10 protein-coding genes are annotated in these 12,917 nt (G+C 38.0%); 6 read left to right on the forward strand and 4 right to left on the reverse strand.

The window, feature by feature from the left end; translation table 11 throughout:
* Nucleotides 1–2: 2 nt before the first annotated feature.
* The 4 genes from rsxC to EPA86_RS12850 form a co-directional block, all read right to left on the reverse strand.
* Nucleotides 3–2,279, reverse strand: a complete 2,277-nt coding sequence (gene rsxC, locus EPA86_RS12835) for an electron transport complex subunit RsxC (RefSeq protein ID WP_246058390.1) — start codon at nt 2,277–2,279, stop codon at nt 3–5.
* 9 nt (nt 2,280–2,288) lie between these two features.
* Entirely contained in the window at nt 2,289–2,843 is a 555-nt protein-coding gene (gene rsxB, locus EPA86_RS12840) for an electron transport complex subunit RsxB (RefSeq protein ID WP_140604210.1), read from the reverse strand.
* Entirely contained in the window at nt 2,844–3,425 is a 582-nt protein-coding gene (rsxA, locus tag EPA86_RS12845) for an electron transport complex subunit RsxA (RefSeq protein ID WP_140604212.1), read from the reverse strand.
* Nucleotides 3,426–3,609: 184 nt separating this feature from the next.
* A complete protein-coding gene (locus EPA86_RS12850; RefSeq protein WP_140604214.1) occupies nt 3,610–5,529 on the reverse strand; it encodes an EAL domain-containing protein in 1,920 nt (639 codons plus the stop codon).
* A 607-nt stretch (nt 5,530–6,136) separates the two neighbouring features.
* On the opposite strand from EPA86_RS12850, the gene rimP reads away from it, so the two are divergent.
* The 6 genes from rimP (at nt 6,137) to rpsO (ending at nt 12,858) form a co-directional block, all read left to right on the forward strand.
* Nucleotides 6,137–6,595 carry a ribosome maturation factor RimP gene (gene rimP, locus EPA86_RS12855; protein WP_140604216.1) on the forward strand — a complete coding sequence of 153 codons (459 nt, stop codon included), beginning with the start codon at nt 6,137–6,139 and terminating at the stop codon, nt 6,593–6,595.
* A 15-nt stretch (nt 6,596–6,610) separates the two neighbouring features.
* Nucleotides 6,611–8,107 (forward strand): transcription termination factor NusA, encoded by a 1,497-nt coding sequence (nusA, locus tag EPA86_RS12860; RefSeq protein ID WP_140604218.1) that lies wholly within the window; start codon nt 6,611–6,613, stop codon nt 8,105–8,107.
* A 23-nt stretch (nt 8,108–8,130) separates the two neighbouring features.
* The gene (gene infB / locus EPA86_RS12865) at nt 8,131–10,815 is read left to right on the forward strand and encodes a translation initiation factor IF-2 (protein ID WP_140604220.1); all 2,685 of its coding nucleotides are present in this window, start codon (nt 8,131–8,133) and stop codon (nt 10,813–10,815) included.
* A gap of 211 nt (nt 10,816–11,026) precedes the next feature.
* Nucleotides 11,027–11,434 (forward strand): 30S ribosome-binding factor RbfA, encoded by a 408-nt coding sequence (rbfA, locus tag EPA86_RS12870; RefSeq protein WP_140604222.1) that lies wholly within the window; start codon nt 11,027–11,029, stop codon nt 11,432–11,434.
* Nucleotides 11,435–11,437: 3 nt separating this feature from the next.
* Nucleotides 11,438–12,385, forward strand: coding sequence for a tRNA pseudouridine(55) synthase TruB (gene truB / locus EPA86_RS12875; RefSeq protein WP_140604224.1), 948 nt, complete (start codon nt 11,438–11,440; stop codon nt 12,383–12,385).
* Between the two features lie 203 nt (nt 12,386–12,588).
* Nucleotides 12,589–12,858, forward strand: coding sequence for a 30S ribosomal protein S15 (gene rpsO, locus EPA86_RS12880; protein ID WP_140604226.1), 270 nt, complete (start codon nt 12,589–12,591; stop codon nt 12,856–12,858).
* Nucleotides 12,859–12,917: the final 59 nt, after the last annotated feature.

Consider the following 12,917-nt stretch of genomic DNA (forward strand, 5'->3'; position numbering starts at 1 on the left):
GGTTATTTAGCTCCTTTTTGTTGTTCTATCATTTGACTTTCTTCACTGGCAGACTCGCTTGCTAGTTGCTTCTTGGCGAGAGCTTTAGCTTTAGCTTTTGCTTTAGCGATTATGGCTGCTTTTTTGGTGTCTTTATCGCTAGAGTCTTTAACTTTATCCGGAGTCCCAGTTTGGCTGATATCTTGATTATCGTTATCATTGCTTATTTGAGAATCATCTTGACTGTTATTCTTTACGTCTGAAGCTTTATCTTTTTTGGCAAGCGCCTTTGCTTTTGCCTTTGCTTTTGCCTTGGCAATTGCAGCGGCTTTTTTAGCCTCTTTATCAAGAGGGGCTTTTTGCTCTTTGCTCGAATCGTCGCTGTTATTGCTTGCAGTCTTTTTCGCTAAGGCCTTAGCTTTAGCTTTTGCTATTGCATTAGCTTTTTTGTCAGCTGATGTTGACGCTTTGGCTTGCTCAGGTTCGCTCTCTGCTGCTTTATTTTGCTCTTTTTTGGCTTTAGCTTTTGCTACAGCAGCGGCTATTTTAGCTTTCTTATCATCTTTAACTGATTCATTTTCTGCAGATGAACTACTTTCTTGCGGAGCTATTTTTTCCTGCTTTTTGGCTTTAGCTCTTGCTATTGCAGCAGCCACTTGAGCTTTTTTATTATCTTGAATAGTGGTTTCTTCGCTTGCCTGTGTACTGGCTGTATTTTCAGATGACTTTTGGCTGGCTGCTTTTTTGGCTTTTACACGTGCTAACGCTGCGGCCACTGCCGATTTAGCTTCAGCTGCCTCAGGTGTCGACTTATTCATTGCTGCTTTGCGCGCTTCAGCGGCTTTCTTATGCTTAAGTTCTCGAGCAATTTTCTCTTTTTCTAGCCTTTGTTTTCTTGCCTCAAAGCGTGCCTTGGCTTTTTCTGCCTTTATTTCTTGCTGTTGTTGCTGTCGTATTTCAGCTTTAGCAACTCGGTAATATTGCACTAAAGGAATATGACTAGGGCAAACGTAGGCACAAGCACCACAATCAATACAGTCGGATAAGTTGAGTTTTTTTAGCTGTGGATAATCTTTAGCTTTGGCACTCCATTGTAACTCTTGTGGCAATAAGTTGGTTGGGCAAACATCTGCACATTGCCCACAACGAATACATTCAACTTCTGCACTACTGCCTTCAAATGCGCTGGGCATTTCTTTGTAGGAAGGCGCTAAAATACAGTTGGTTGTTTTAACTACTGGTACAGTGTCTGTGGGTAAGCTAAAGCCCATCATGGGGCCACCCATAATGACAGGTGTTTTTTCCATCCCCTTATTGTCAAAACCACACTGATTTAGCAGGTAATGAATGGGGGTTCCAAGTAATGCCCAGACATTTTGTGGCTTTTCTAATGCTTGTCCAGTTACTGTTACCACGCGCTGTAACAATGGCGTGTCATGAATAACCGCTTCACTAATGGCAAAACAGGTAGCAACATTTTGCATTATAATGCCTTCTTTAATAGGAAGGTTACCTGACTTTATTTCTTTGCCAGTAAGCAATTGGATTAACTGTTTTTCACCACCTGTAGGGTATTTAGTTGGTAACACACAGACATGAATTTTTTCGATTTCTGCTGTGGCCTTTTTTAAAGCATCAATAGCTTTAGGCTTGTTGTCTTCAATACCAATTAAAATAAAAGCAGGACTTAGCAGTTGATCGAGTATTTTAATACCGTCAACAATTGACTCACTATGTTCACACATAAGTAAATCATCTGCAGTTATATAAGGTTCACACTCGGCAGCGTTTATGATTAAAAAATTAATATCTGGCTTAGTGTTAACTTTTATGTGTGTGGGAAAACCTGCACCACCCATTCCAGCAATGCCTGCATCGGCAATTTTCTGGATTATTTCTTGATTGCTTAAACGGGTAATATCGTTACAAGGGGTTCGCTTAACCCATGTATCTTGATGATCAACTTCCAAAAAGATACATAATTCAGTAAAGCCTGAAGGGTGTGCGATAACAGAGTGCTTTATATCCGCAACTTTACCACTGGTGGGAGCATGAATAGGCACAGCCATAGGATTGGCACTTTGGGTTAAAGGCTGCCCCTTTAATACATGATCACCAACTTTTACAAGTAAATCGCCTTGTCGTCCAATATGTTGTTGTAGAGGAATGATAAGCTGATCAGGTAATGACAGTGTTTTTATTGGCTTTTGATTGGTAATTGCTTTTTGTTCAGGCGGATGAACCCCGCCATGAAAGCTCCAAAACTTTTGTTGATTGATACGATTAATAATCGATTCCATCAAATGCTCCTAATCTATCTGCTGAACAGGGATGCTATTTAAATCCCACAACCAGTTTTGAGTTGTTTCAGGTACTACACGCATTTCTATACAATCAACAGGGCAGGGAGCAACACATAAGTCACAGCCTGTACACTCATCAGCAATAATAGTATGCATTTGCTTGGCGGCACCTAAAATTGCATCAACAGGGCAAGCTTGTATGCATTTAGTGCAACCTATACAGTCTTCTTCAATGATAAAAGCAACCTTTGGGCGATTATCTTGTTCATGACTTTCATCAAGAGGCTCTGCTTCAACCCCCATTAAATCAGCAATTTTTTTAATGGTATCTTCGCCACCAGGTGCGCATTTATTTATGGCTTCACCGTCTGCAACAGCTTGCGCATAAGGTTTACATCCAGGATAGCCACATTGGCCACATTGAGTTTGAGGCAAGATGGCATCAATTTGCTCTACAATGGGATCTGCATCGACTTTAAAACGAACCGAAGCATAACCAAGTAAAGCACCAAAAAGTGCAGAAATCAGTCCGAAAACAAGGATGGCAATTAATATAGTCATTTATAGTTTTACCAAACCAGTAAAGCCCATAAAGGCAAGTGACATAAGGCCCGCAGTAATCATAGCTATAGCAGCACCCTTAAAAGGTGTAGGTACGTCAGCATTAGCTAACTTTTCACGCATTGCAGAGAACATCACAAGAACTAAAGAAAAACCTACTGATGCCCCAAAACCGTAAATAATTGATTCAAAAAAGTTATGGTGTGAGCGTAAATTCAATAAAGCGACACCTAATACAGCACAGTTAGTGGTGATTAAAGGTAAAAAAATACCCAATAATCGATATAAGCTTGCGCTGGTTTTGTGTACCACCATTTCAGTGAATTGAACCACAACAGCAATAACTAGGATAAAGCTCATCGTTGTTAAGTATTCAATATTTAATGGTACTAATAGATAGGTGGTAACTAAATAACTTAATAGAGAAGCTATTGTCATTACGAAAATAGTGGCAAACGACATGCCTATGGCGGTTTCTGTACGAGAAGAAACTCCCATAAAAGGGCATAAACCTAAAAATTGCACAAGTACAAAATTATTAACTAGCACTGTAGCAACAAGTAGCAGAAGGTAATCAGTCATTTGCTTAAAGGTTATGAAAGTAAAAGTAAATTGGCTGTATTATCCGATGTTATTGCACAATTAACAACAGTTTCAGTTGATGCTCAAGATGATTTTTTTGATTAAAATTGAATATTTGTATGAGAAAGGTTTACGACTGAACTTGTTTGCTGATAAAACAAACAAGTTCAGGAAAGAGAGAATGTTAAAAAGGAGCAGGCTTTCCTACATAGAATCCTTGGCAACCATCTATAAATAGTTTTTCAAGGGTATGTTTTTCTTCTTGAGTTTCAACACTTTCAGCTAAAACATTGATACCCAAACGATGCGCTAAATCGACCATTAAGCGTAAAAAGTATTGATTGTTTTTGTCATCATCAATATCGCGAGTGTATGAACTATCCATTTTGATATAATCAGGTGTTAGATCACGGAAGAATTTAAATGAGGTTAACCCTACACCGAAACGTTCAACGGTAACCCTTGCACCAACACGATGTAGCATTTCAATTAATCGCTTACCCGTTTTGATATTTTGTTGTAAACCAAATTCAGTAATTTCAAAAACTAATCGTGGCGCTACAGAAGGTTCACGTAAAAGCTTTCTTTCAAGCCAAATCATGAAATGTTCATCACTAATACTTCTAGCACTAATATTGATACCAAAGCTTTGGTCTACGATATTCTTGCTGGTGATTTCACTAATAGCGGTCTCAATTATCAACCTATCTACTTCAACAATCTTATCTAACTTCTCAGCCATAGCGATAAAGCTAGCTGTTGGCAGCATGTCTTCACTAGAGTTTAAAAATCTAGCTAATACTTCTCCATAAACTTTACTATTACGTCCACTCGGTTGTATAGGTTGTAGCAATAATGAAATACGTTTTCCTTCAAGGACACTATCAATTTCTTGGCGCCAATTTTGATTCCCCGTATTGGCTGTAGACGTATGTAAAATATCAACATCTTTTACCGTATACCATGAGTTGGTACTCTTTGTTTGAGCAACACTTACGCCTGTATCGGCTAGCGCTAGAAGTTCACCAAGAGGTTTGGTTTTATCGAAAAATACCAAGCCTGAAAAAGCAACCGAGTCAAGATCTGCAAGTTGTTGATACTCATTAAAACTCATGGTTAATTCATCAGCAAATTCTTCTGCTTGTTTTATTTTCTCATTCGGTAAAATAATAGCAAAATCAGAGCTGTTTAATCTAAATAGCTTTCCACGTGGCCTTTTGATTAGTGATTTTTTAAGGCGCTCAGATACTTGAATAATATAATCATCACCTTCTTTATAACCATGAACTTGGTTTATAGTTTGTAATTCTGAACAACGAATTATAATTAATACACCGAAAGTTACAGCGCTATCTTCTTCTAAGTATTTTTCATAAACTTGAACGAATCGGTTTCTATTCTCAAGTTCAGTTAAGCTATCAACATATGCTTCAATTTCAAGATGTGTAGAGCTTCGTAACTGCTCCGACATTATTTCTTTAATCTCTGCAATACCTTCTTTTAATGCTGGAATATCTATATAGCTATTGGCATCATTATCTTCAGCATTAGGATGATTTATTGCATCTAAGTCGTGTTTTATTTGTGAGCTGATCATATTAAATACAACAGCTTGAAGTCGGTAATTAAACCATGTTGCTAGAAAAATAAATATAACAGAAAGTAGAGCTAAAACGGTGAGTACTCGCTCTATTAAAATGGTTTCACTGGTAAAATCGAGTGTATATTCAATGGTATAGGGAAGCTTTCCTGTAGATATATTATTATTTTCAGGGTAAGTAAATGATAATAGCGCATTATTATTACTCTTATATACCTGTAAATTGCTTGCTTTGTTCTTAATGGCAATGTACTGATACTTACTCGCTTTTTTTAGCGTGTTTAATAACTGCTTTGCAATTGCTTTTTCATCTTCAAGCGTTTCTTTTTGAGAAGCGATATTAAATGAAGCTTGATCTACTAGTGTACCAATAGTAGATGCATGATTATTATTTTGTTCAGCTAAAGTACTTTTTAAAAGTAATAGAGAAATGCTGCTAATTACTCCATAAAAAACAAGCGCAATAAGAGTGTTTTTGAGTAACAATTTTGAAAATTTAAACATAGTAAAGTTATGGGCTCCGTAACTTTTAAGTAAATTCCCACAGAACTACTAAATTAGGGGAGTTAATAGTATGATTATTAAAAATTTAAGTAATTATATCGCTAGTACAAGTATATATATAGCACTAATGTAGCGATTATACTAAAGTCTTGTTAAATATAAATTATTCTTAAGTAAGTTTTTTGCATGTTTTGTAAGCAGACATGTAAAAAGTTACTTAAGTTTTTATCAGTTATTCTGCAATCTAGCTTGCGCTTGTTTTGTGCAACCTATATAATTGCGCCAACTTATTTATAGCAAGATGTCACTGGAAGAATTGATACTTATCACAAGTAGAAATTTTTATTCATGCTATGATTTTTAGTAAGTTTCTGTTTTAGAAAAACTGAACAGAGCTCTCTAAAACCATATATAGGTTATCTATATATAGGGGGAACAGTGAAATAGGCCCCTGATATGGGGTTTTTTCGTTTTTTAAGGTAAGAAAACTTTTAAAATCGAAAATTACAGCAAAATATCGCTGGGCTATAAGCCCTTTTTTTGTACCTAAATTTTATATCGTCATGTTGATATTGGAAAATTTATCTAGCGTGACAGGAGAAAAAGATTGGCTAAATTTGAACAAAAACTAACTGAAATGTTACGTCCTGCAGTAGAAGAAACAGGTAAAGCTTTACTTGGTGTTGAATTCATCAGTGCAGGTAATAATTCAGTTTTACGTTTGTTTATTGACCATGAGAATGGCATTAATGTTGATGATTGTGCTGAAGTAAGTCGTCAAGTTGGTGCTATTTTGGATGTAGAAGATCCTATTAGTAGTGAGTATAACCTTGAAGTTTCTTCACCTGGCCTAGATAGACCTCTATTTGACTTAGAGCACTTTCAGGCTGTTATTGGTGAAACGGTAAACGTTAAATTATCAATTCCATTGAATGGACGCCGTAAATTTAAGGGTGAGTTAGTTGCGATTGAAAACGATACATTAATTGTTGCAGTCGATGGCATCGATTATGAGTTGGTTTTCAACAATGTTGACAAAGCAAATCTTGTCGCAAATTTTGAATAATAAGGGCTAAGAAGCATGAGTAAGGAAGTTTTACTGGTTGTAGATGCAGTTTCTAACGAAAAAGCATTACCCCGAGAAAGTATTTTTGAAGCAATGGAAACCGCTTTAGAAACCGCAACAAAAAAGAAATATGAAGGCGATATCGTTGTTCGTGTTTCTATTGACCGTATTTCTGGTGAATTTGATACATTCCGCCGTTGGTTGGTGATTGATGAAAGTGAAACACCAATGGAAAACCCGTATGCTGAAATAAGCGTAGAAGCCGCACAATATGATAATGCTGAACTTAATGTTGGTGATTATGTTGAAGAACAAATTGAGTCAGTAAAATTTGATCGTGTAACTACACAAACAGCTAAACAAGTTATTGTTCAAAAAATTCGCGAAGCAGAGCGCGCTTTAGTTGTTGATGCTTACCAAGAACAATTAGGTGAACTTGTAACCGGCGTAGTAAAAAAATCTAGCCGTGATAGTGTTATTTTAGACTTAGGTAATAATGCTGAAGCGGTTATTTACCGTGATGACATGTTACCACGTGAGTCTTTCCGTCCTGGAGATCGCGTTAGAGGTTTATTATATGAAATTAAACCTGAAGCACGTGGCGCACAATTATTTGTAAGCCGAACCAAACCTGAGATGTTAATTGAACTATTTCGAGTTGAAGTGCCAGAAATTGGTGAGGAGATGCTTGAAATCAAAGGTGCAGCTCGTGATCCAGGTTCTCGTGCTAAAATCGCTGTTAAAAGTAACGATAAACGTATTGACCCTGTTGGTGCGTGTGTTGGTATGCGTGGCTCACGAGTTCAAGCAGTTTCAGGCGAACTTGGCGGTGAACGCGTAGATATTGTTTTACATGATGATAATGTTGCTCAGTTTGTGATAAATGCCATGGCACCAGCTGAAGTTGCATCAATTATTGTTGATGAAGACAAAGGCACAATGGATATCGCGGTTGAAGAAGGTAACTTAGCGATGGCTATCGGCCGAAGTGGTCAAAATATTCGATTAGCGAGCCAGTTAACTGGTTGGGAATTGAATGTTATGACCGTAGAAGATATGAAAGAGAAGCATCAAGCAGAAAATGACAAAGTACTTACGTTGTTTACTGATAAATTAGATTTAGATGAAGATTTCGCAACACTTCTAGCAGAGGAAGGTTTTACTTCTTTAGAAGAAATTGCTTATGTCCCAGTGGCTGAAATGCTTGAAATTGATGGTTTAAATGAAGAAATCATTGAAGAGTTACGTGATAGAGCAAAAGAAGCTCTAACAACTCAAGCATTAGCAAGTGAAGAAACACTTGAAGGTGCCGAGCCAGCAGAAGATTTATTAGGCCTTGAAGGTTTAGATCGTCATTTAGCATATGTTCTAGCAAGTAGAGGTGTTTGCACACTTGAAGACTTAGCAGAACAAGGTATTGATGAAATTAGTGATATTGAAGAATTAGATGAAACCAAAGCGGGTGAGCTGATTATGGCTGCACGTAATATTTGTTGGTTTAACGAAGAATAATTAACACCGGGAGAACATTATAGATGGCAGATATAACGGTAGAAGAACTTGCCAAAGAAATCGGTACACCGGTGGAACGCTTAGTGAGTCAGTTATCTGATACAGGCGTGAATAAATCGGCAACTGATAAAGTTTCGCAAGAAGAAAAAGAAGCCTTACTAGAGCACCTTAAAAAGCAACATGGAGATGATTCATCTTCAAAGCCTAGTAAATTAACATTAAGCCGTAAAACTAAGTCAACATTGACATTAGGGCATGGTAGCAAAGCAAAGTCAGTTAATGTTGAGGTACGTAAAAAGCGTACTTATGTGAAGCGTAGTGACCTTGAAGAGCAAAAAATGGCTGAAGAGGCTGCTAAGGCTGAAGCAGAGGCACAAGCAAAAGCAGAAGCTGAAGCAAAAGCCAAAGCAGAAGCTGCAGCTAAAGAAGCTGAGAATGCTCGTGCAGTAGCCGCTGCTAAAGCTGAAGCTGAAGCTGAACGAAAAGCCGCTGCTAAAGCAGAAGCTGAAGCTAAAGCAAAACAAGCAGCAGTTGAAAAAGCTAAGAACATTGAAAAATCAGCAGCAGAGCCAGAAAAAGTAGTTGAAAGTGAAGAAGCGAAGAAACTAAGGTTGCAACAAGAAAAAGAAGCTGCAGCTAAAGTAGAAGCGGAAGCAAAAGAAGCTGCAGCCGCTGCTAAAAAGCTTGCTGAAGAAAATGAAGCACGCTGGAAAGAGCAAGAAGCTGAGCGTAAAGCTAAAGAGAAAGAAGTTGTTCATTTAACTTCTTCGAAATACGCTCAAGAAGCTGAAGATAAAATTGATGCAGCTGACGAAGGCGCAGGACGTCGTCGTAAGAAGAAAAAAGGTGGCGCAGATAAGAAAGGTCGCGATGCTCGCCCAGCTAAGGGACGTAAGCAAACGTTATCAGCTCCGCAAAGTTTAAAACATGGTTTTACAAAACCTGTTGAGACTAAAGTACAAGATATTCGTATTGGTGAAACTATCTCTGTTGCTGAATTAGCTAATAAAATGGCTAAGAAAGGTGCTGAAGTAGTTAAAGCAATGTTTAAAATGGGCGCTATGGCAACCATTAACCAAGTTATAGACCAAGAAACTGCAGCGTTAGTTGCTGAAGAAATGGGCTTTAACGTTGTATTGGTCAAAGAGAATGCATTAGAAGAAGCTGTACTTGCTGATCGCGGTCATACTGGTGATGCAATTACTCGTGCTCCTGTTGTTACCATTATGGGTCACGTTGACCACGGTAAAACATCATTACTAGATCACATTCGTGAGGCAAAAGTAGCTGATGGTGAAGCAGGTGGTATTACACAGCATATTGGTGCTTATCATGTAGAAACAGGTCATGGCATGATCACGTTCCTAGATACCCCAGGTCATGCTGCGTTTACAGCAATGCGTTCACGTGGTGCTAAAGCAACAGATATTGTTATCATTGTTGTTGCTGCCGATGATGGTGTAATGCCGCAAACAATTGAAGCAATCCAACATGCGAAGGCATCTGAGGTGCCAATTATTATCGCTGTAAACAAAATGGATAAAGAAACAGCAGATCCAGATCGTGTTAAAAATGAATTATCACAACACGATGTTATCCCAGAAGATTGGGGCGGTGATGTACAGTTTGTTCATGTATCAGCTAAAACAGGCTTAGGCATTGATGAATTATTAGATTCAGTGTTACTACAATCTGAAGTTTTAGAATTAACAGCAGTTGTTGACAAAATGGCTAACGGTGTTGTTGTAGAGTCAAAACTAGATAAAGGTCGTGGCCCTGTAGCAACAGTACTTGTACAAGAAGGTACCTTGAACCAAGGCGATATTGTCTTATGTGGTCTTGAGTATGGTCGTGTACGTGCTATGCGTGATGAGAATGGTAAAACTATTCAATCTGCCGGCCCATCTATACCAGTAGAAATACTTGGTTTAAGTGGTGTTCCACAATCAGGTGATGAAGCAACGGTTGTTAAAGATGAGAAGAAAGCCCGTGAAGTTGCTTTATATCGTCAAGGCAAGTTCCGTGATGTTAAATTAGCTCGTCAGCAGAAATCTAAACTTGAAAATATGTTTGCTAACATGTCAGAAGGTGAGATTTCAGAAGTTAATGTTGTATTGAAGTCTGATGTACAAGGTTCATTAGAAGCTATCTCTGATTCATTGCAAAAACTTTCAACTGAAGAAGTTAAAGTTCGCATTATTGGCTCAGGTGTTGGTGGTATTACTGAAACAGATGCAACACTTGCAGCAGCGTCTAATGCCATTGTTGTTGGTTTTAACGTACGTGCTGATGCCGCAGCGAGAAAGGTCATTGAATCTGAAGGCGTTGACTTACGTTATTATAGTGTAATTTACGCACTAATTGATGAAGTTAAACAAGCAATGAGCGGTATGCTTGCACCTGAATTCAAGCAAGAAATCATTGGTCTTGCTGAAGTTCGTGACGTATTTAAGTCACCGAAAATTGGTGCAATTGCTGGTTGTATGGTTACAGAAGGTACTATTAAGCGTAGTGCGCCGATTCGTGTTTTACGTGAAAATGTGGTTATTTACGAAGGTGAACTTGAATCATTACGCCGCTTTAAAGATGATGTTCAAGAAGTACGTAATGGTACTGAGTGTGGTATCGGTGTTAAAAACTACAACGATGTACGTGTAGGTGACCAAATCGAAGTATTCGAAACAGTTGAAGTTAAACGCTCGCTGTAACTTAAATTATTGCTAATTGATTCAACTACTGCTTTGGATGTACTCATTGACATGCGTCAACTCCGTGCATCCGCCTTGTATTTAAAACAATTAGCTTCAATTTAATGTCACTGTAGGTGATATATATTTAAAAAGGGGCTTTAGCCCCTTTTGTGTTGTTAATTGATAATTGAAATCTGACAATGTCTTGTTAGTTTCAAAGGAGTTTACGATGGCTAGAGAATATGCCCGTACTGATCGAGTAGGTCAGCAAATCCAAAAAGAAATCGCCGTTATTTTAATGCGCGAAATTAAAGATCCACGTTTAAGCATGACCACTGTTTCTGCTGTTGAAGTAACACGTGATTTAGCTTATGCAAAGGTATTTGTTACTTTTTTTAATGACAATGATGATGAGATTAAAGCATCACTTGAAGTGTTGTCTGAAGCAGAAGGTTATATCCGTTCATTGCTTGGTAAACGTTTACGTGCGCGTATTATGCCTCACTTAAGATTTGTTTATGACAAATCAATGGTTGAAGGGGTGAGAATGGGGAATTTAGTTGATCAAGCGATTGCCAGCGATAAGAGTAATCAAAATGAAGACCCTAATGACGAGCAAAGTGAGCAGGGTGAATAAACCATGGCAAAACGAAGAAAAGGTCGTGCAATTAATGGCGTTTTATTACTAGATAAACCTTATGAAATGTCTTCGAATCATGCATTGCAAGCGGTAAAAAGAATTTATTTTGCTCAAAAAGCAGGCCATACAGGTGCACTTGACCCTCTTGCGACAGGTATGCTGCCTATATGTTTAGGAGAAGGTACTAAGTTTTCTCAATTTTTATTAGATACAGATAAAACATATCAAGTGACTGCTAAACTTGGTATTCGTACTACAACAAGTGACGCTGACGGTGAAGTGGTTAGTGAAAAACCTGTAGCTGTTTCTGATGAACAACTGCTTGTAGCCTTGGATAGTTTTCGTGGAACCACCAAGCAAGTTCCCTCCATGTACTCAGCGTTAAAGTATCAAGGACAGCCTTTATATAAGTATGCACGTGAAGGTATAGAAGTGCCAAGGGAGGCACGTGATATCACAGTATTTTCTCTTGAGTTACTACGTTTTGAAAACGATGAAGTTGAATTGAAAATACATGTATCTAAAGGGACATACATAAGGACTATCGTTGATGATTTGGGTGAATTATTAGGTTGTGGTGCTCATGTTGCTGATTTAAGGCGCTTAGCAGTAGGTAGTTATCCTATTGAGCGTATGGTAACACTCGATCATGTTGAAGCATTGTTAGCCGAAGCTAAAGAAAAGGACATTTCACCTTCAACTTTACTCGATCCTTTGTTACTGCCAATGGAAAGTGCGGTAGATGGTATGCCAGCAGTGTATGTAGATGACATGTCAGCAAGCTTTTTAAGGCACGGTAACCCTGTACAGGCTTATAACGCACCTGCTGAGGGAAGTGTTCAGGTCTATATTGGTGAAGATAATAATGATGATAATGCTGAATTCATTGGTGTTGGTCAAATCAATGATGATGGTCTAGTAGCACCTAAGCGTATTGTTGTTATCTAAAAATAGTTAAGCGTATTCTTTGTGTAATCATTAGCAAGATAAAGTGGCTGATGACTAAGGTTTATCTTGCAATTTACTTCCTTACTGCTAGAATACGCGCTCTTTCGTCATCAATGCTGAATTAGTGTTTGGCTTGATGGTTATTTAATACTTTGTTTTTACAATTAATTTGTACGAATAAAGTTCACACTAAGGATAAAATTATGTCTTTAAATGCTGCTGAAAAAGCTGCTATCGTTGCAGAATACGCACAAAAAGAAGGTGACACTGGTTCTCCAGAAGTACAAGTTGCTTTGTTAACTACACAAATCAACCACTTACAAGGTCACTTCAAAGAGCACATCCATGATCACCACTCACGTCGTGGTTTATTACGTATGGTTGCTCAACGTCGTAAGCTTCTTGATTACTTAAAAGGCAAGAACGTTGAACGTTACTCTGCTTTAATTGAAAAGTTAGGTTTACGTCGCTAAGACTAATTTTCAATAGAAAATTTACTCAAAGGAGCCGAACGGCTCCTTTTTTTATACTT

The organism is Litorilituus lipolyticus, assembly GCF_006439335.1.
GTDB classification, from domain to species: domain Bacteria; phylum Pseudomonadota; class Gammaproteobacteria; order Enterobacterales; family Alteromonadaceae; genus Colwellia; species Colwellia lipolytica.